Here is an 18,722-nt window from a genome sequence, read left to right as displayed (position 1 = left end):
GCCTGCCAAATAGCTACTGCAACTCAATCAATTTAAAACATCTCCAAGGGGGAGAAAAAAGGGTGAACGGCAGATTGCGACTCTGCCGTGCACCATTTCGGGGCGAATGTTATGTACGCTCAGGCCACAAGACGGCGGTACTGGATCGAGACCCAGTTGATGATTCCTTCTTTGGCCTGCATATCTTTGGCCTCATCTACCAGCTCATTTATGGTCATATTGTTCTGAGCCTCCACCTTTGTCTTCCACTGATCCCGGATCTCATTGAGGGTCATGCTCTCAAGCTCATCGGTCTTCTGATCATACAGATCCAGGATCTGATTGAGGCTCATCTCGCCCAGCTCCTCACTAGTGATGTCATCCATAAGCGATACAGGGGTAAAGCCGCATCCCAAGATGCCAAACCCGCAAAATCCGGCAGGCGAAGCACCCCGGAAGTCCATCCACTCCCCGCCCATGGCATTCATCCTTCCGCAAAAGGGCATTTCCTCTTCTAAAGAGCTGTTAAGAGCGCTCTTTTCCAGCTCCTTTATCTCCCCCAGGGTCATGTTGCCCAGCTCCTCTGAGGTGACATTGAGTGGAGCGGAGATCATCATCCCACGTGCATGCATTCCCATTCCTCGATCCATGGGCATGGACAATGCCCCAGATATGAGCAGACAGGATGCCGCCAGGGCAATCAGAGCCATCCTCCAATTAAGTTCGTTCAACTTCATCTACCACACTACCTCTTTAATTCTTATTGCACTGGATTTCCACTCTCAGCGATCTCCAGGAATGCTGTTTGATTCAGTTCTCCCTGGATCTCCGTTATTGGGAAGAAAGTCATATTCTTCTTCCGCCAAACATCATCTCATGCCGAACGATAGAAATAATAAGAGCAGAACGAACCATCGGAAAAGGAGACAAAATTATGCCTGTGGACCTTAGACAGAAGTGATAAAGAATTAGGAACGTTCCCTTTGGGATAAAAACCACTCAGATAGTTCTATTATGTTTGTCCTGCCCCATTCTTTCTTAGTTACCAGCTTTCTCCTCTCTAGAGAGATTAAAATGCCAGTTAGAGACGATTTAGGGGTTTTTGTCTCATACCTGATCTCAGCCTGGGTCATTCTGCCCCCATGCTCGACCAGGGTTGATATGACCGCCTGCTCTCTATGGGTAAGGGTCTGAATGACCGCCTCCATCTCCCGGCTCAGCTGGATTCTCTGCTTGCCCTCCCATCCCGATCCCGGCTCGTTCGCCGCCGTTTCGGAGGGCTGGTCTAGGTCAACATCAGGCTGCGTGCCGGACCGGCGAGACTCCTCAATATCAGCAACATGCTCATATGTAGCGCCCTCATCGCCAGAAGGTGGACTGGATATGGTGCTGCTACCATTCGCGAAAGCACTGGAAAGAGAGGTGGACGGGCCAGAGATGGGAGGCGGGCTTTCATCCGCAGCATTGGCGGGAGCGTCCACAGGCGCATAGACGACGGATGGACTGACCTCATTTGGGCCTTCTTCAATGGATTGGCCTGGACTGGTTGAGCATTCATCCCCGCTCACAGCACATGTTGAAGAAAGGGCGGGGGACATGGTTGGGTCTGCATTCGCCTGCGTGCCATTTCCCAGAGGAGAGGGGCTAGGGAGCGATTGGAGCCTGCGCCTCCAGAGGATCACCCCCAGAACGGATCCTATGGCAAGAATGAATGCCCCAGCCAGGAGCAAGATGAGACTGATACCGGCGCCGGGATAGCCGGGAGGAAGGCCTGGAGGGATGGCCGGAAGAGAGAAGGGTGCTGATCCCGCAGCCAAGGGTTGCTGATACTGAATGGATATCGAGGGATCCTGCACCTCATAGCCCTGCACATCCGCCACAAGGGAATCATTGAAGGCGGAGAGATGATACTGGAGGCCTAAAGAAGCATTGATCTGGCCCAGGCGCATATCACCGGGCAGATAAAAGGTGATCCTGTAGTCCTCGAATAATCCTTTTGCATCCAAGTTTAAAGTCCAGACCTGGCTTGTCTTTGCGGTCAGGCCGTCGGTGAGGGCATAAAGCCGATGAGTATCGTTCTCATACTGGTACTCTGAAGCGGCGAGAAAATTCAGGCCGGAGATATTATCCGCATAGCCGGTAACCAGGGCCTTTCCCGCTGGGTCCAGATAGACATTGAGTGTGAGGCTATCCTGCGTGGATGCCTCCTCCATTCCAAGAGAGAGGGAGAGGAGAAGAAATAATGAGGATATGCCGAGCAGGAAAATGCTGGCCAGGACAGCGGATTGCCAGCGGCGAGTACGTCTCCTGTCGATCCAATTCATCATAGCGTATACCGTCTTTAGCCTGGATCTATTTAAAATCACTTGGATATCAATGCCCTTTTGGCCGGCAAAGCTCCAGCGCTCTGTTCCGCTTATTGTCTATCTTCACCTGCCGAGGGTCTTTGTCCCATCCTCGCTGTCCTGTGGAGCCCTGCCTTACCCATGTCCTGCTTTTTCCTGACCGATCCGGCAGGCAACAGGCATCCTCCAGCCCTCTCCAAAGCTTTTATCGATCACCTTGAGTCCGAGAGCGGCCTGAACCCTCTTGAATTCAGCGTTCTTGACCAGGGATATGACCCTGTCCACCGTCACTTCGTCCAATCCGGCTCGAAGCAGATCCGCCCGGGATTGGTGCTCATCGATATATCGCTTGAGGATTTCATCCAGCAGGGGATAAGGCGGCAGGCTATCCTGATCGGTCTGGCCGGGCCTGAGCTCTGCCGAGGGAGGCTTCTTAATGATGCTTGGGGGAATGACCGGTTTGCTGGCGGTGGAGTTGAGCCATTCCGCAATCCTGTAGACCATTGTCTTGGGCAGGTCGGAGATGACTGCCAGGCCCCCGGCCATATCGCCATAGATGGTGCAGTAGCCCACGGAGAGCTCTGACCGGTTCCCGGTAGCCAGAAGAATGGAGCCGTACTTATTGGACAGGGCCATGAGGAGTGTGGCGCGGATTCTGGCCTGGATGTTCTCTTCAGTGATGTCCTTCGGCCTTCCAGCGAAATGCTCTGCCAGCTCCAACTCAAAAGAGCCCATGATATCGGTAAGAAGGATGGAGATAGTCTTGATGCCCAGGTTGGCGGCTAAGGCCAGGGCATCGTCGATGCTGCTCTGGCGGGTGTAAGGCGAGGGCAGAAGAACGCCCAGGACGTTATTCGGCCCCAGGGCCTGAACGGCTATGGCTGCCACCAGGGAGGAGTCGATCCCTCCAGAAAGCCCCAGGAGGACGCTGGAAAAGCCGCATTTATGCACATAATCCCTCGTCCCCAGGACCAGGGCCCTCCAGATCTCCGCCTCGAAAGTGAAGTCGTCAGCAGCTATGATCTCTTTTGGCTCATCCAGGTCTGCTACTATGATATCCTCCTCAAATCCCCGTCCTCTGGCAATAAGGCGGCCTGCGGCATCAAAAAAGCAGCTTCTACCGTCGAATATCAGATCATCGTTCCCGCCCACCTGATTGACAGAAAGGATGGGCAAGCAGTGCTTTTTGGCGAGATCTGATAGCCTTGCCTCCCGAAGGAGCTGCTTTCCCGCGGTGAAGGGGGAGGCGGATAGGTTGACTATAGCGTCAGCGCCTTTGGCCCGAAGCTCTGCAATGGGATCGGGCCGATCCTGCCTTTCGTTATCGCTGCTGCCCAAAAGAAGCTCGCCTATCAGTATGCCCAGTGATTGGCCCTCGATCTGCAGAAGCCGAGCCTCCTTGCCCGGCTGGAAGTAGCGGTCCTCGTGGAATAGATCGCAACCAGAGAGCATGCTCTTCTGAAAGGTCTCTGTCACCTTCCCATCCCGGATCAGGGCAGCAGAGTTGAAAAGAGGGCGCTCCCCGGCGGAGGTGTTCGGCTCTGCCTGGCCCACCAGAACCGGAGGGAGGTCTGCCAGCTCTTCGGCCAGCTCGTCCAGAGCCTGCCAGCTCCGCTCTACAAATTCCTCATTGAGAAGTAGATCGCATGGCGGATAGCCCAGAAGGGCAAGCTCGGATGTGACGGCTAAATCGAAATCCGGCGCGCGACGAATGGCCCTGGCGATGAGACCCTTATTTCCGGCCAGGTCTCCTATGGTGGGATTTAGCTGCAGTAAGGCGATTTTCATTCCCCGGAATCTGCCTCCATCTGCGATATCACCCGACCGGACCTTTCGGAGAAGGCCTCCGCTGCGGCATGAAGGGCGGAAACTGCGCCTGCTGGCCCCTCCTCCATATCAGTGCTCACCAGGAGCATGGCATTGACATCCGAGGAGGTCATCCAGGCGATATCCGAGCAGCCTATGCCCTCGCTCATATTGTCCTTGACTGCAGCCAGTAGAGCTTCTATTGCTGCCACAATCCTCTCCGGCTCGATCTGGGCGGGGATGATGATCTGCACCCCGGTCTCCAGATGGATCAGGCCCATGCCCGGGCCGATGCTGGACTTTGCCTCTGTATCGCTCATGAAGGGAGGTATGCGCAACAGGGGTTTATAACGTTGGGGTCAAGGGGTAGAGAAGACCCACCTCCTTCGGGGGGGTGAGATGAATCGTACCCCTTGCATGATTACTTTTTCACGTCTTCATCTAAATCTAGAAGTCTGGCTATGAGCAATTGTCTAGGAAACAGTCTTTCGCCTCTATGAGGTAGGGCACTCCTGGATCTACCAGGAGAAAGACGGTGAACGAAAGACAATCGCTTTGCGTAGCATGATTCCCGCAAGGGAATGGTCTGAGTCAAGTGGAAAGACTTGGCAACAACGGCGTCAAGATCTCCACGCAAGGCAGGCCGCCAGGTAGAGAGAAATCTGTGAAACCTCAGAGCTTCGCTATTGGGGGCTTAGCTCGGCCCGGTCAAGGTGCGATCTGGCCCGTGGCGCGAATTTGAAGGACAGGGATGCGTGCGCGACGGACATCAGAAAGAGCAGGAAATGAATGGCTCCTCGCCATTTTGTATGGGTGAACTTGAATCGGAATTTCTCTGTGTCTCCGTTCCTCTGTAGTTAACCGCTATGTTCTGACCCAACGGCAGAGACACAGAGGAACAGAGGCCATATTCTCTGTCTGAACTCACCCACATAATTCAGCGAAGAACCAAATAGCTCGCAAGATTCGTCCGCAGAAACCCGTGATCCAGCAGTGGAACTGCGGCGGCGCACCCTCGCAGGAAGCTGCGGGGCATCCAAGGCGCTGCCGAATGAAGTTAGAACAGGTTAAGTTGATTCAAACTTATGTTGAATACGTATGCCCATTATCCCCGATGCAAGCTATAATAGCGATCTTCAACGTCTAGCCCTTGCGCTCCTTCTCAGATAGGTAATGGTTTAGCTGGTCGTTCACAACCTCTTTTTGGCTGCACTTCGCATTGAATCCTAGCTTCTCGATCTTCGTAGTGTCCGATAGGAGAATCGGAACCTCTGCTGGCCTGAATCTATTAGGATCAAAGGCTGCTTTTATTCTCTTTGAATCCGCATAAGCCACGATACCACCGTCCTCCAGCGTGAACTCAAGATTTCCGCGAAGCATCATGTCATCGACCTTAGTCTTCTCGAAGCGTATGCCGATCCGGGCGGCTGACAGAAAACGCGCTCCCTAGGCGGGATATATTTTCAAGATCCCCCACCAGGAGGTGAACCCCGCGGGCTATGCCAAGCCTTTTCAGGTTGTTCGGCACAGCGCCCATCTGCCCTTCGTCTTAAAACCCCATAGACTTTTGCCCCTTGATCAATGAGTGTTTTGGCTATATAGGACCCGACGAATCCGCTGATACCAGTTATCAAAATATTTTTATTATTTAAACACATATCCAATCCTCAATAATAATCCACCAGCTTGCTTATCCCTTCTTCCAACGTAAATTGTGCCTCAAACTTCAGGATCTCTCTGCACTTGGACGTATCAGCCAGCGTATGACGCACGTAATTTTTAATCGGGTTTTCCGTATACTTGGGCTTTATGGCAGACTCAAGCTTCTGGTTTAGCATTCTTATTACTTCGTTGAAGCTATATGCCTTCCCAGTTCCTGCGTTGAGAACTCCGTGATAATTTGAGTCCATGGCCAGTTGAAGGGCTCTTACAATGTCTTTGACGTAGGTGAAGTCTCGGGTCTGGGACCCATCTCCGAATATCACTGGGGACCGGCCCTCCTGCATCTCCCACAGGAACTGAGTGACCATGTTGGCGTACTGCTTTTTGGTCCTCTCCTTTGGTCCATATACAGAGAAGAACCTCATGCCCACAGAGTTAACATCGAAGAGTCGCTTGTAGAGCTCTGCTATCCTCTCTATTGCCAGCCGGGCCTCAGTGTAGTAGTCGGTCACCCCAATGACCATATCCTCACGGTGGGGAGGAAGAAGGCCGTTGTAGAGGGATGAGGACGATGCGTAGATAACTCTAGCACCCGTCCTGCGGGCCAACTCAAAGATAGCAGTAGTTCCATTGATCGCTTCACCAACCAAGAAGGGATCTTTCTTATACATGGGGGATGAAGATGGTATTCCCAGATGGTAGATCTCTTCCGGATTCAGGTCCAGGCGGGGAATTTGGTTGCAGCTTGCTTGAACTACCTTCAGGCGACCATCCAAATCATCCAGATTGGTTTTGCTGCCTGTGTGCATGTTGTCTAAGACAACCACCTCTTCTCCCGACGCCAAGAGATCTTCTGTCAGATTAGAACCTATGAAGCCTGCGCCTCCTGTGACTAATATGCTCATCGTAGATTTGCCCCCGGAAACATTACTTTATATTGAAGCAATATTTTATGATTTCATATTTATGCAATTATCTTTGAAGCGCAAGTGAATTACTCCAGGGGGTATTTAAAATTGGTGTTTATACCCACGCAGAAATGTTATGCAGTATTATTAAGTTTTTAGCAGGCTGGTGCTGGATGCTACCGGGGCCCGAAGGAGCTTTTGTATCTTGATGACAGATGGCAAGCTTAACGATTGACTTCCATGGGCTCTCCGCCCCTCAATCTATTCTCGATGTCTGAGAAGAACTCTAAAGCTTTCTTCTCAAATTCCTCCTTGGTGAATTTTTTACTTCTATTATACGCATTTTTTGCCATCTTCTCGCGGAGATAATCGTCGTTGATCAGCTTCAATGTATAAGACTTAAGCTCCTCTTTTGATGTAAACCTAAACCCGCTGATTCCATGCTCGACAATTTCCCTCTGCCCTCCGCCATCGATTACAACCGGCACACAATAATTTTGCATCGCTTCCACTGTAGTCATGCCAAAGTGCTCTATCAGGCGAGGGTCAATTTCATCAAGACCACACGCGTGCCAGAAGATGGATGCGTTGCTATACAATTGTTTAATTTCATAATTATTTAAATTTGTAGCAATTTCGATATTACTAATTCTTTTCGCCTTTTTCCTGACTTTATCATAGTACGGATTTATTTTGGGCGTACCGCCAGCCAGGATCAGTTTCCATTCCTTTTTTATACGTTTATCTTTTTTGCATAGGTCTACGAATGTTTCAATCATTTCCAACTGCTTTTTGCTTCCGCCTGTCTCAAATCTGGCCACAGACAGAATCATTTTATCTTTCTCACCAAGGTCACTTGTATCATTGAACATGTTGACTGGTGGATACAGGCGCAATGTGCAGTCAAGTCCCCATTTTTGCTTTAGCCAATGAGTGGTATAGTTGCTATTTGTAATCACATAGTCATATCTATCTACGTTGAAAAATCTACCCATATCTTTATCTGGAAAGTGACATATAAATGCAGATAGGCTGGATAAAGGTCTCACTTTTGTAAGCATATTTGCGTTTATGAATATATCATAATTAATACTTTCATTTTTTATAACATCGAAAGGATTTTCGTTTTGATGAACTATCATGCATTCATCTATGATGTAGATACCTCTTTCCTCGAAAAAGGGTATTTTTATTATCTTTAGCTTGCATTTGGATAGGTCAATGTCGAACCATTCGCGGTAGTTTTCCAGGCTGATATCTTTATTGACGATGTATGTAATATCATATCTATCTTGAAGTATCTGTGCGAGCTCTGCTACGTATCTCTGGCCCCCCCCTGCAAAATGAAACGCATGGTCATAAATTCCCACCCTAATTTTCCTCAAATCCAATGCAACTTCGAGCTGGGAAAAAAAGTTTATGGCTTTTCGCGCTCCAAAAATCTCGGGTATAACATCAGCTAACTCTTTTAGGGTTCGATTGACAGTTTTTGTGTCGTTATTTTCTGCTACCTTTTTTACCGCCTGAATCAAGGAGTGATATAGACTCTCATGCTCTCTTTTAATATAAAAATGAGACGTCTCGATACTTTCTGCTAATTTTTGTGGAAAATGTTTACCCATAAGGAGCAATCTGTTTCTCGATCGGAGATAGTTCCCCATGGTAGATGACGCAATGCTATGGCATTTGCTATAAACCACGCTATTCGGAGAATAAATTATTTTCCATCCTAAATCTTTGCATCTAATACTATAATCTACGTTCTCCATATACATCAAAAAATCCTCATCAAACCTCCCCACTTCATCCGCGCATTTTCTCTTCAATAAGAAGGACGCGCCAGCAAAATAGTCAAGCTCTCGTATTTCATTATATTTGGCAAAATTCCTGTCTCCAAATCCTATATCGCTAAAATAAAAATCCTCTGCATCCTCCACACCTGCACTCTCAATCATCTCTTCATCTGAAAAAAGCATTTTGCTCTGTACAACCCCAATCTTTTCATCTTGGTCTATTATATCCACGAGCCCTTTCAGCCAGTTATTTTCAACGACGATATCACTATTCAGGATAGCAATGTACTGTCCCTTTGCATTCTTGATGCCAAGGTTTATTGCCTTCGCATAATTTTTTATATTATTCTTTATAACTTTTATCTTTGGATAGTTTGCTTCCAAAAAATTCACAGAATCATCTTTAGATAAATTATCTACGATAATAATCTCACAAGTAAAATCATCTATGTTTGTATTTAATATAGAATTACAAAAATCTTCTATATAATCTTTCCCATTATAATTGACGGCAATTATCGATACAAGCTTTTCCATATCAGATCTCGCCATTTAATTTTTTAAGTATATTCTCTAATTCGGTCTTCACTGCATCCTTATCAGCTCTGATTTCAGCATTTTTCAAGAGAATAAACTTTTTTCCACCATAATTTTTATAATTATATTTGGCTTGCCAGTTTCTCTCATTAAGCGAAGAGGCTTCTTTCCTTGAATTTTCCGAATCAAAACAGCTCCGCGTACCGCGAGGATTAATGAGACTCCTGCAAAAGTCTCTCCATCCCTTATTGAACAGAATCCTTCCACCTTTCTGGGCTAAATCGTACTTTTCTCTCCTCCCTGTGCCAAGTGGTAACACCCTCTCCACAAAGCCAGACTGATATCTAATCAGTAGCTGCCATAAAAGGCTTTGTTGCATGTCAACTATCATGCGTTCCAGTTCATCTGCCCTCTCGTTTGAACTTCTGAGCAGATCCTCTAGCTCACTGATGCGTTTGTCTCTTTCTTTAATGCATCGCCTAAACGTGTCTGCACGAACCGTAAGCGAAGATAATTGCTTGCCATAGCGCGTTCCAGCACCAATCATATCGATTCATTTCCTGAATTAGTGTACCATATTTTTCTTCATACTCGCCTTGCACCATATAATTACTTGTTCTACATTTCTTCCATTGATAAATACCTTTTATATAAACCAGCCGGAGAGGAATGGATAGCTTGCCATAATTGCTGTATATCCTGATTCTGCTCACTCATTCAAAGATAAATGCCTATTGCTTTTAGGCGAGCACGACTTTCGAAACTTCTCCTCTGCCAAGGTGGATACGGTGAAGAGCTGGTTCTCAGACCTTCTGCGGCCTGAGCGGAACCACGGCGCGCCCACGGCGCCTGCGGTGGGCCTCATTCTCATGAATGTGGGATACGAGGGGCTGGTCTAGCAGGTGGATGAGTACTCCCGGGCGCGTGCGACGGCACTTTCAGCTATGGTGCAAGAGAGGATGGCGGGGCGAATGTGGCAAGGACGATGCAGAGGGCGATGGAGAAGTAGCAGCGGAGCGGTCCGGGATGAGGCGTGCCATCTATGCGAATCGATCAATTCAATGAAAGTATATAAGGCCGCCCATCTTGCTGCGCAGCTGCCCCGTCCCCGCTTCACTTCACTCATTTGGTCAACATAAGCAGCAGCGCCCAAGGAGCGTATAGTCTTATGGATGACAGCAATTAAGCCAGCTATCTGTTTCGTTTATGCGCTTAAATATCTCTTGAATCCGTTGATGAGAACTCAAATTCATTATGCCAACATATTCCTGAGTAACTTCAGCATGGTTTGATCCACCGGACCTGCTGCTTAAGCTTAATACTCCAACGTAATTTGCTGCCAGGCTATAATCCATAGTCTTGTTAAATAGACCTCTAACAATAGTTCGATTTTTGGTAATATCCCCTCTGAAAAAGGCATTATCCAGGCCATTTATGAGGCGGGATTCCTTAGCTATTTGCCCAGAAGTTATTTTGCTCTCTATTAGGTCTCCATTATTCGAATACGACTCACGCTCTCGGAATAATACTCCAGAAAATTGTGTGTTATCAAAAGATATAATGTATGTCGGCTTCACCTCATCTATTGTTATATATGTATGGTTACTAATGTTAGCATAATCTATTGTATTATTTATTACATCGCTTGTAAGTGTTATCCAACTTGAAAGGCTTGCAACTCCATAATTTGCGCTGGATACTTGCTTTGCTGCCACCCCTGTTTTTTCCTCCATTGCACGATAGGTTGAGAAACGACCAGTTCCACTAACGCTCGACCGGCTATCAAAAATAATTGGATAAGAATTTCTATTAGCACTCCAATTCAGTCCCAGTCCGGTACTATTGTTATTTACTGGATTAGGTGGTGTAAAATTAGACGCAGGACTTCTATACTGGCTGGGATCTCTGGGCGTTAGAGACGAGTAGCTAATATCATAGGTAGGGGGATTTCCTGTTCCTGTTGAGTTAGTGCCCTGACCATGTACTTCGACGACATCTCCACCTGTTATCACATAACCTATTCCAATAGATGAGAAGATAAAAAGCACGGTGAGGATAACCAGCAAAGATTTCATTGTGGGTTTCATTTGCTGATTTAGGATTTAAACCTTATGGCAGTCGAGGCTCGCATCTAAAGGTCGAGGAGGTATATCCTAATGAATACGGAACATTTGAAGATGCCTATGAAAACGTCTGGCATTTCATTGAGAAGGTTTACAATATGAAGAGACTGCATTCGGCACTGGATTACATGTCTTCAGATTGAAGATGAAAAAATGAATATAAAATAAAAAAATTAGACGCTGATTATATATGCCCCATCAGTCCTACCCCACGCTCTAACCGGATCAGCTACGGATTCCGCCTTGGCTGACTGAGTTATCGTCTCATAAGCTAGTGGATTTGTATTAATGAAGGCTCTTCCGACCTTATTCGAAGCTTTAATAGTACTTGACGAGTCCAATATTGCGTAATGAGTCATGTTCTTTGCCAACATGAACCCGCCTTCACCCGAGAAGCTTGGATCGCCTGAGGTCATGTTTCCTGTGCCTAAGATACCCATAGTGGTGCTGGAAAGGTAGCTCTTATTCTTGCTAGCTTCAGCATAGACATCGAGACTGAAGTTGCCTGTGGCAGCCTTAATGGTGCTCCATGTTTGATAATCCGCATAAAGCAGGATCTTTCCAAAGGTGATAGCATTGGAGTCGTTCTGGTTTACCCTGGCAACTGAAGTCAAGTCGTCTAAAGTTCCGTTCTCCAGGGCCTTTTGGCTGGCTGCTCCTCGAGCAGAAGAACTCCATGTTGAATTCTTTGCAGATACTTCTGCATAGGTGCGAGACGATGAGGAATTCTGTGTGACTGCTGCATAAGCGGCCGGTCCTCCGGAGACATAAAGTCTCGGGTCTCTGCTGCTGCTCGACTGTATCACTGAGGATATATCGGCAGCGTCTCCTTCGCCGTTTGCTTCCACGTATCCTGATATCTCCCCTGCGGCATAGGATGCAGCATTCTCATTCTGTCCCTTGATCTTAGAATCACTAATATCCGAATTCCAGGAACCGCTTTCTGCGACGCCAGTAGAAATGGCCTTGGCATGGCCGCTGTTAACAACAGACAGATATGAGGATATGCGACTTATGCTACTGGATTTTTTCTCATCCAGGATGGTCTGAGTGGACCTAGACTCGGTATGTATGCCGTTTGACATGCCTCCAGTGCTGGCATAGGAGCTGCTGGACAGTCCAACTAATTCAAGGCTGCTTCGTCCCTTTGTCTGACCCCAGATCTCTGCCGTTGTGCCTGATTTTGTGACGCCATAGCTTGAGGATCCATTGGCAATGGCGTTTGCAGTTCCCTTGCCGACAAGATAACCTTCGGTCTTTATATCTGCAGAGCCAAAGAGATCGTAGCTGTCGTTTCCGGCAAGGGTATGGCCTGTAGACATTCCTGTGGCCGTAGCTCCCAAATAGGATGTTACTGAGCCAACGCCCCCACTGTCCAGGGATATGCTGGAGTTGACGGAGCCATCAAATCCCGTGCGGAGGACATATCCACCCAATGGCAAGGAGACACTCATACTGCCATTTCTTTGATCTGAGAAGCTGCCCAGACCGAATACTGAGGAAGTCGAGGTTATGCCTAGGGTGATAGAGGGATCAGAGCCACAGGTGGATACATAGCTATCACCCTGGCTTGAGCCTGCGCCACCACCCACCGCATTCCAGCCACCTGTTATCTCTGTTGCGCCAGAAGCGAATCCTGAAATAATCATCAAACATATAGAAACGTAAAACAAACACTTCATTTCTTTAACCCCCTTAATGCAAAAAAACTCAAAAAGGTAGGTTTTAAAGCCTACCTTATTGCACTGTTTAAGATGGGCCGGTCAGATCGCCAGACCATTGGTAGCTATCCGGATTCCTGCCAGCAACTGGAATCTCCTGGAGATTGGGGACAGCGTTAACTGTCTGAGGCTTCTGCCAGTCTAATGGAGCCGGCCTCTGGAGTATCCAATTGTTGTTAAGCAGAGAAGCGCCAGTGACCCATTCACGAACATCCGTGGGCTGGGCAGTGAGGCTGTAGGTTCCGGAAGAACCAGTGGTGGTAGCGTCCTGGCTTCCAGCGATTATATAGGAGCCAGCATCGTCCCATCCTTCTCCTGTGAAGCCAGGTCCATTAGTTGTGAAGCCATTCAGGAAGCCTGTAGGGGAGAAGGATCCAGCAGGATAGGCGAGTACGTTACCTATGGCCACCTGCTGGGGTTGTGTTCCCACGCCTGTAAAGTGCGCCTTAGCGGCGAGCTTGGCAGTTGATCCCTGGAAGATCGGACCTGTAAAGGTAGTTGTTGCGCTCTTTGCGTGAGCACCCGAACTCATGCCTATGTTGCTTAGAGTTGCCACAGTATTAAACCCACTCTGGGTTTCTGCACTCTTGGCATTGAGTGAGGCACCATTGGTTAGGGGTAGATTGGCGTCAGTGGTTGCTGCACTTCCTAGCCAGGTAGCGCTAATTGCCCTATTAGCGTCCGCGGTGCTACCAGTGGTCCTTATAACCCTTGCGCTGGTATCTGCGAAAGTAAATGCATCTCTCTCATAGGGATTTGTAAGGATTTGGTTTACAGATTGGCCCTTAGAGGCCACTGCAAGCATTTGTGACCATGTTTGTAGACCATCCGGACTCCTTGCAGCAAGGACTGGTCCTAGTACTAAGGGGTCACCAAAGACACGATCTCCGGCCCTCATTGCAGTAGCTTGTGCAACTGTCTTGCCCGTTACCGAGGTAATAGAATTGCCTGTTCCTGGAGCGGTAGGTGAAGCCCAATTGCGAGATGAGTCCCAAGCCTCTGAGGATGCAGTTCCATCGGATCTGGCAAGGACTGCTGTTTCACCATTAGTGGTTGGTCTAGTTGCCCTCGCACTGGATCGAATATCGCTCAGGGAGTAGCTGCGTGTATTTGGAAGGTCAGATGCGGCAGCCATTGCATAAGTGTTTGCTGTAGCATATCCAGCGGCCAAGCCAGGGGCCCGTGCAGCGACCGGTCCTCCCAGCGCATTCGCTATCTCAACGCTCGTTGTCCCTGTTACCGTTCCGCTGATTGCACCAGGAACTCTTGTGGAGCCTGATGACATGGTAATCCTCTAGGCACTGAAGCCTGCAACTGCATAGGGTTGAGGCTCTTCATTACCTGTATATCCTGCAGCTGTAGCCCCTGTTGAAACACTGCCTGCTGCATTGGTCTGTGCTGTTGAGGTTATCTGAGCGTTGCCATAGAGATCCCTATCCCAAGCGTTAACAGCAAACAACGCATTACGGCTGCCAGCCCAGGCGTCGATTAGAGTCTGCGCAGTCGTTGGAATCGTGCCTGCAGTTGTGGCGTGTATTTCAGAATGAGACTGTCCATTCGCGGAAGCGGACATTATGATAGTGTCTCCTGTATTCAGAACTTCGCTGGCCGAGGCAGGTGCTAAATTGCCTGTCCATTCGGCTGCGGCATCACCTGTAAATCCTGCAGGTAAAGAGGCACCCGTGAAGACCCAGGAACGACAATACTTGGTGTAAGGAGCTGGACCACTTGGATCAACTACGATATTGTTATTCGCAATAGTCATCAATCTGGGCCAGCCAACACCAGCAGTCATTTTTGGTGTATTATATATCAGAGCACCAGCCCAGTTATTTAGGGTACCAGTATCGCCTGCGGCGACCGCTGGATTAGAAGTCGGAACTTCAACGTTGGCACCACCATATGTTATCGTACCAAACGCGGAAGGCGCTGTTGCTATCAGCATCATAGCACATAACAATAGCGCCACTTTATATCGAGTATTCATATATGCTTCCTCCTATTACGTCTTTTGAACACTATGCTGTACCCATTTCAGTCGATACGATATAAACATTTCGGCATTGATGCTATCGTGTAGAGTCCCGAAATTATTTCGCCTATCATCTAAGCTTGGACGCATAGTCCAAGATATGAAATTGAACAAGACGAAGGTTCGCTATATTCTTCGTCAAAACCGCAAAAGGGTGCCCACAAAAGAGATTGCGCGGGATGTCAAGGTCTCACAAAGGAGAGTCCAGCAGATCATTAAAGAATACAAGGAGACCGGGCAAGAACCTGTATTAGGCGAAAAAGTTGGTCGCCCCCGCAAACCCTTCACTGAGAAAGAGACAGAGGTCATCAGAGCAGCCCATGCTCGCTACCGCTTTGGAGCGCGCATGCTGGAGACTGTGATCCGGAAACAATTTAAGATTTGCATATCACATAATCGCATACACATGTACCTGAAGGCAGCAGGTCTGGCCCAGGAAGATCTGAAGAAACAGAAGCGCCGGAAGTGGGTTCGTTATGAACGAAAGCACAGCATGTCAGCGGGGCATATTGACTGGCATGAATGGGATGGGACTGGTGTCAAGGTTTGTGTAATTCTGGATGATGCATCCAGGATGGTGCTGGCCGGAGGGGAGTTTACCGAGATCAATACAGAGAACAGCATTCTGATAATCGATCAACTGGTAGACAAATTCTGGTGGCTCTGTCCCTTGAGGGAGCTGATACTCGATCATGGCAGCGAGTTTGGAGCCCACAGAATCCACGACGACGGAAGCTGGAACAGCGAATTCAAAGATCACCTCAAAAAATATGGTATCAAGCCTATATTAGCCAGAGTGAAGCATCCTCAGACAAACGGGAAGCTAGAACGGTTTTTCGGAGAATACGTCAAGCACAGGCCTGCGTTTCATTCATTCGACGAGTTTATCACTTGGTATAACGATAGACCTCATGGAAGCTTGAATTTCCAAAGCTTGGAGACTCCAGAAAGGGCTTTCAGGCGAAAAATGCCATTGGAAGCTTATTTCGCAATTGGCCATAGACTGTTTGGGTTGTGAAATTATATGAATAATTCAAATACTATAAAACTAGGTCGGGCGCGAAATAATTTCAGGACTACACAGCATTGATGCTATCGTATAGAGTCCCAAAGCTTGGCATTTATATACCCCGCGAATCCTTTTTAATCTAGCTTGTTGCATTAAAATCGCTCTCCATTCTAAATGTTCTTTGAAATCAATGACAGATATCCCATTAAGCATGTAACAGCCAAACGCATTAGCCTTTATCTTATCTGTATTTTGGTAGATAGTAGGTTTGCCAAAAGACCAAAGACGTTGAGTATTCGCCGTTGTTTGTGGCGACGATTCAACTATAAAACAGATGATCACTTCTTCATCCACTAATTTCTTTGACCTTCGATAGTCGTGAGGAAACGGTTTAGCGCATCTCATTCCCATATTTTTTAAAAATTATTCTAATTTGTTTGCTTGTATAAAATTTCATCAAAACAATTCATGCACTTGCTCTGATACTTTTCTTATTATATCCTCATCGTTATCTCTGATACCTAATTCAATGAGTTTTTCTGATACATCTTCAATGATAATTTCATTCCCATTCAAGATATTTCTGATAAACATATAGTATTCTCTAGCGATCTTCTCAGGATCGTGCTCTTTGATAACGTAACTTTTCGCATTCGCTCCCAAAGCTCCACGCAGATGGATGTCGTAAGAGAGTAGCTTCATGCATTCCAATAGTATCTCTTCCTCATAGGAATCGACATCCACTTTAAGGCAGCAGCTATCGGGTATCTCTGAGAACCACCCGACATTAGAGACAATGACAGGCTTTCCAGCTGCCATGATTCGCAGGACGCTGCCACTCGTCTCGCCAGCAGTAGGGTATCTTAGATTAACGCAGAAATCGGATACTGCTAAATAGTCCATAATTCTATTAAACGGAGCATACCCAGTCATCTTAACTGATTTTCCTATCCCCAAGTCAGTTATCAGCCCATCGATACCCATTAGATCCTCCCCCACCAAGAGAAGAATTGAATTGGGATAGTCTCTCAAGAATCTCTTGAACGCACTCAATAAGATTGGATATCGCTTATGCGCGTTTATGAAGCCAAAGCTTGTTATAACTTGTTCCTTCTTATCTATACCCAGTTTTACCTTAAGATCCTCTGTATCAACTCTATCGATAATTTTTATCTCTTCCGCTATTCGGAGGGGATGGTTGATCTTTGAAGTGAATACTCCAGAATTACACTCCAATGTTTTTTTTAATCCAAAATTGCTATGACAAACTATCCCTAAACTATTATTTACAATTCTTTTTATTAAAGGGTACTCGAATTCAGGATATACTCCCGTCTCCACAGCTTTCTTCGCAACCTCTAGACCTTCTGGGCCGTGACAATATTCAAACTCTTTTAGATAATTCTGTCGATCGCCTTTTGAAAGAGAATTGCACCACAAAAATCCATGCAAATAGATGTCGTGAAGAACTGTTATTCCTGGATATTTTAACAAAGACTCGTATATAAACTTATGATATTCGCTATTTCCCATATGATAAAGCGCGATATCATATTTGCCCTTCATCTCATCATATTCAGTATATGGGTGAATATTGAAATTGCTTATGAGATCTTGGTTTGTTGGCTTAATTCTCTCATCAATAAAAACATCTATATCCGCGTATCTTGATAAATACGGAAGCGTTTCTCTCTCAGAATAATCGGCTATTCCTGTCCTCTGAGGACTTACGGGAGTAAAATATGCTATTCTCATGATTTCATCGGCCCAATTAGTTTATCGATCACATTATCCCAGGAGAGGTTCATATCTTTGATCTTGCGGTATCCTTTTTCGCCCATTTGCTTGTATGTATTGTCTTGATATAGCTTGTCTATGCTTGCTGCAATCTCTTCAGGTGCAGGCTCGGCTATATATCCATTAACACCGTCCTCCACGAATTCAAGTGGACCAGCTGAATCATTGCATGTAATTACGGGTTTTTTTGAGAGAAAGCTTTCAAGAGTAACATAGCCCATATCTTCCTCGAAAGGTACATAGGCAACGCACATGCATTTTGAATAATTTTCCAGAAGTTCATTGTCTGAAACATAACCCAAGAACTCGACTTTATCTGCAACCTTGTATTTTTTTGCTAAACTCCTGTAAGATTCTAATTGGGAGCCGCTTCCCGCAATTTTGAGCTTAATATTGCTCTGTAAATATTTCATACTCGAAATAATTAAGTCTTGACGCTTAATAGATTCCAGCCTGCTTGGATAAAAGATAAAGTCCTCATATGAATCGCAAAAGTATCTTCCCATAAGGGGTGGGGGATGATATAATGCTTCCCCCTTTATTTTGTTAAATTTCCAAAGCCGGTTTGATACATTCTGAGAATTTGTATATATTTTTTTTGATTCACTTAAGCAGATCCTGTCCATGGTATATATTTTTTGTTTAACTATATCACCTATTTTTCCATATGGCATAAAATCGTCGAATGAAGTATTGGCAAGTTCATATGCGGTTCTCGATTGATGGAGTAGCCATATAACCTTGTTTGGATGTTTTATAATATATGATGGAAATTTTGTTGCTATGACTCCATCAATTTTCTTGCCATTACTCTCGGTCAGGTCAAGTAGTCGCCATGCGAGACAATGGTTTATTATTTCTTGCGGCGGATACCATTTATATGGTATTTTTATATACTCAACTTCATGTTCCCTCTTAATCAGCTCTCGATAAATGCTATCACAATGAAGCTCAGCACCGCCCCTCACAAACGGTACCTGTACCGCGCATAAAGCTAACCTCATCCTTTG

The 18,722-nt window shown here is 46.7% G+C and carries 18 protein-coding genes and 1 pseudogene; 3 read left to right on the top strand and 16 right to left on the bottom strand.

The genetic code is table 11. From position 1 onward, the window contains the following. Positions 1 to 119 precede the first annotated feature (119 nt). From MCON_RS08030 to MCON_RS07995, 9 genes are all read right to left on the bottom strand, one after another. Positions 120 to 716 carry a hypothetical protein gene (locus MCON_RS08030; RefSeq protein WP_013719499.1) on the bottom strand — a complete coding sequence of 199 codons (597 nt, stop codon included), beginning with the start codon at positions 714 to 716 and terminating at the stop codon, positions 120 to 122. 231 nt (positions 717 to 947) lie between these two features. Continuing rightward, positions 948 to 2,306: a DUF7343 domain-containing protein gene (locus MCON_RS08025; RefSeq protein WP_048132165.1), complete on the bottom strand. Its 1,359-nt coding sequence runs from the start codon at positions 2,304 to 2,306 to the stop codon at positions 948 to 950. 153 nt (positions 2,307 to 2,459) lie between these two features. Beyond that, positions 2,460 to 4,112: an NAD+ synthase gene (locus tag MCON_RS08020; protein ID WP_013719497.1), complete on the bottom strand. Its 1,653-nt coding sequence runs from the start codon at positions 4,110 to 4,112 to the stop codon at positions 2,460 to 2,462. Then, entirely contained in the window at positions 4,109 to 4,450 is a 342-nt protein-coding gene (locus MCON_RS08015) for a hypothetical protein (RefSeq protein ID WP_013719496.1), read from the bottom strand. Before MCON_RS08015 ends, MCON_RS08020 begins: the two co-directional genes overlap by 4 nt. An 823-nt stretch (positions 4,451 to 5,273) precedes the next feature. Beyond that, positions 5,274 to 5,513, bottom strand: a complete 240-nt coding sequence (locus tag MCON_RS08010; protein WP_048132163.1) for a hypothetical protein — start codon at positions 5,511 to 5,513, stop codon at positions 5,274 to 5,276. 80 nt (positions 5,514 to 5,593) lie between these two features. Beyond that, positions 5,594 to 5,788 carry a GDP-mannose 4,6-dehydratase gene (locus MCON_RS17120; protein WP_083804694.1) on the bottom strand — a complete coding sequence of 65 codons (195 nt, stop codon included), beginning with the start codon at positions 5,786 to 5,788 and terminating at the stop codon, positions 5,594 to 5,596. A gap of 9 nt (positions 5,789 to 5,797) precedes the next feature. Next, positions 5,798 to 6,697, bottom strand: coding sequence for an NAD-dependent epimerase/dehydratase family protein (locus MCON_RS08005; protein WP_013719493.1), 900 nt, complete (start codon positions 6,695 to 6,697; stop codon positions 5,798 to 5,800). A 227-nt stretch (positions 6,698 to 6,924) separates the two neighbouring features. Next, a complete protein-coding gene (locus MCON_RS08000) occupies positions 6,925 to 9,030 on the bottom strand; it encodes a glycosyltransferase (protein WP_013719492.1) in 2,106 nt (701 codons plus the stop codon). Between the two features lies 1 nt (position 9,031). Further along, complete coding sequence (locus MCON_RS07995; RefSeq protein WP_013719491.1) at positions 9,032 to 9,577, bottom strand: hypothetical protein; 546 nt, start codon at positions 9,575 to 9,577, stop codon at positions 9,032 to 9,034. 187 nt (positions 9,578 to 9,764) lie between these two features. Between MCON_RS07995 and MCON_RS16150 the strand changes: the two genes are divergently transcribed. Next, positions 9,765 to 9,929, top strand: a complete 165-nt coding sequence (locus tag MCON_RS16150; RefSeq protein ID WP_013719490.1) for a tRNA pseudouridine synthase TruA family protein — start codon at positions 9,765 to 9,767, stop codon at positions 9,927 to 9,929. A gap of 267 nt (positions 9,930 to 10,196) precedes the next feature. Here the strand turns inward: MCON_RS16150 and MCON_RS16145 are convergent, their stop codons facing one another. Continuing rightward, positions 10,197 to 11,105, bottom strand: a complete 909-nt coding sequence (locus MCON_RS16145; RefSeq protein ID WP_013719489.1) for a hypothetical protein — start codon at positions 11,103 to 11,105, stop codon at positions 10,197 to 10,199. Positions 11,106 to 11,161: 56 nt separating this feature from the next. On the opposite strand from MCON_RS16145, the pseudogene MCON_RS16140 reads away from it, so the two are divergent. After that, positions 11,162 to 11,296: pseudogene (locus tag MCON_RS16140) on the top strand (IS3 family transposase); the annotation flags it as partial. A gap of 30 nt (positions 11,297 to 11,326) precedes the next feature. On the opposite strand, the gene MCON_RS07985 reads toward MCON_RS16140, so the two are convergent. From MCON_RS07985 to MCON_RS07975, 3 genes are all read right to left on the bottom strand, one after another. Next, a complete protein-coding gene (locus tag MCON_RS07985) occupies positions 11,327 to 12,802 on the bottom strand; it encodes a hypothetical protein (RefSeq protein ID WP_013719487.1) in 1,476 nt (491 codons plus the stop codon). Between the two features lie 100 nt (positions 12,803 to 12,902). Further along, on the bottom strand, positions 12,903 to 13,430 hold the full coding sequence (locus tag MCON_RS16135) for a hypothetical protein (protein ID WP_157863732.1): 528 nt from the start codon (positions 13,428 to 13,430) through the stop codon (positions 12,903 to 12,905). 738 nt (positions 13,431 to 14,168) lie between these two features. Next, positions 14,169 to 14,822, bottom strand: a complete 654-nt coding sequence (locus MCON_RS07975) for a hypothetical protein (RefSeq protein ID WP_157863731.1) — start codon at positions 14,820 to 14,822, stop codon at positions 14,169 to 14,171. A 184-nt stretch (positions 14,823 to 15,006) separates the two neighbouring features. Between MCON_RS07975 and MCON_RS07970 the strand changes: the two genes are divergently transcribed. After that, positions 15,007 to 15,924, top strand: a complete 918-nt coding sequence (locus tag MCON_RS07970; protein WP_013719485.1) for an IS481 family transposase — start codon at positions 15,007 to 15,009, stop codon at positions 15,922 to 15,924. A gap of 30 nt (positions 15,925 to 15,954) precedes the next feature. Here the strand turns inward: MCON_RS07970 and MCON_RS16890 are convergent, their stop codons facing one another. From MCON_RS16890 to MCON_RS07960, 3 genes are all read right to left on the bottom strand, one after another. Continuing rightward, positions 15,955 to 16,269 (bottom strand): hypothetical protein, encoded by a 315-nt coding sequence (locus MCON_RS16890; protein WP_157863730.1) that lies wholly within the window; start codon positions 16,267 to 16,269, stop codon positions 15,955 to 15,957. Between the two features lie 102 nt (positions 16,270 to 16,371). After that, complete coding sequence (locus tag MCON_RS07965) at positions 16,372 to 17,670, bottom strand: glycosyltransferase family 4 protein (protein ID WP_013719484.1); 1,299 nt, start codon at positions 17,668 to 17,670, stop codon at positions 16,372 to 16,374. Further along, positions 17,667 to 18,716 (bottom strand): glycosyltransferase family 4 protein, encoded by a 1,050-nt coding sequence (locus MCON_RS07960; RefSeq protein ID WP_048132154.1) that lies wholly within the window; start codon positions 18,714 to 18,716, stop codon positions 17,667 to 17,669. Before MCON_RS07960 ends, MCON_RS07965 begins: the two co-directional genes overlap by 4 nt. Between the last annotated feature and the right edge of the window lie 6 nt (positions 18,717 to 18,722).

The sequence above is a fragment of the Methanothrix soehngenii GP6 genome (assembly GCF_000204415.1).
In the GTDB taxonomy this organism is placed as follows: domain Archaea; phylum Halobacteriota; class Methanosarcinia; order Methanotrichales; family Methanotrichaceae; genus Methanothrix; species Methanothrix soehngenii.
Note: the sequence above shows the minus strand (reverse complement) of the source record. Positions and strands in the feature narration are given on the sequence as shown.

What these genes read in the sequence shown, in the direction of transcription:
- MCON_RS07975 (WP_157863731.1), bottom strand. Translation starts at nt 14,822, where the DNA reads ATGATGCTGATAGCAACAGCGCCTTCCGCGTTTGGTACGATAACATAT.
- MCON_RS08005 (WP_013719493.1), bottom strand. Translation starts at nt 6,697, where the DNA reads ATGAGCATATTAGTCACAGGAGGCGCAGGCTTCATAGGTTCTAATCTG.
- MCON_RS07960 (WP_048132154.1), bottom strand. Translation starts at nt 18,716, where the DNA reads ATGAGGTTAGCTTTATGCGCGGTACAGGTACCGTTTGTGAGGGGCGGT.
- MCON_RS08015 (WP_013719496.1), bottom strand. Translation starts at nt 4,450, where the DNA reads ATGAGCGATACAGAGGCAAAGTCCAGCATCGGCCCGGGCATGGGCCTG.
- MCON_RS08000 (WP_013719492.1), bottom strand. Translation starts at nt 9,030, where the DNA reads ATGGAAAAGCTTGTATCGATAATTGCCGTCAATTATAATGGGAAAGAT.
- MCON_RS07965 (WP_013719484.1), bottom strand. Translation starts at nt 17,670, where the DNA reads ATGAGAATAGCATATTTTACTCCCGTAAGTCCTCAGAGGACAGGAATA.
- MCON_RS16145 (WP_013719489.1), bottom strand. Translation starts at nt 11,105, where the DNA reads ATGAAATCTTTGCTGGTTATCCTCACCGTGCTTTTTATCTTCTCATCT.
- MCON_RS07995 (WP_013719491.1), bottom strand. Translation starts at nt 9,577, where the DNA reads ATGATTGGTGCTGGAACGCGCTATGGCAAGCAATTATCTTCGCTTACG.
- MCON_RS07985 (WP_013719487.1), bottom strand. Translation starts at nt 12,802, where the DNA reads ATGATTATTTCAGGATTCGCTTCTGGCGCAACAGAGATAACAGGTGGC.
- MCON_RS08030 (WP_013719499.1), bottom strand. Translation starts at nt 716, where the DNA reads ATGAAGTTGAACGAACTTAATTGGAGGATGGCTCTGATTGCCCTGGCG.
- MCON_RS07970 (WP_013719485.1), top strand. Translation starts at nt 15,007, where the DNA reads ATGAAATTGAACAAGACGAAGGTTCGCTATATTCTTCGTCAAAACCGC.
- MCON_RS08025 (WP_048132165.1), bottom strand. Translation starts at nt 2,306, where the DNA reads ATGATGAATTGGATCGACAGGAGACGTACTCGCCGCTGGCAATCCGCT.
- MCON_RS08020 (WP_013719497.1), bottom strand. Translation starts at nt 4,112, where the DNA reads ATGAAAATCGCCTTACTGCAGCTAAATCCCACCATAGGAGACCTGGCC.
- MCON_RS08010 (WP_048132163.1), bottom strand. Translation starts at nt 5,513, where the DNA reads ATGATGCTTCGCGGAAATCTTGAGTTCACGCTGGAGGACGGTGGTATC.
- MCON_RS17120 (WP_083804694.1), bottom strand. Translation starts at nt 5,788, where the DNA reads ATGTGTTTAAATAATAAAAATATTTTGATAACTGGTATCAGCGGATTC.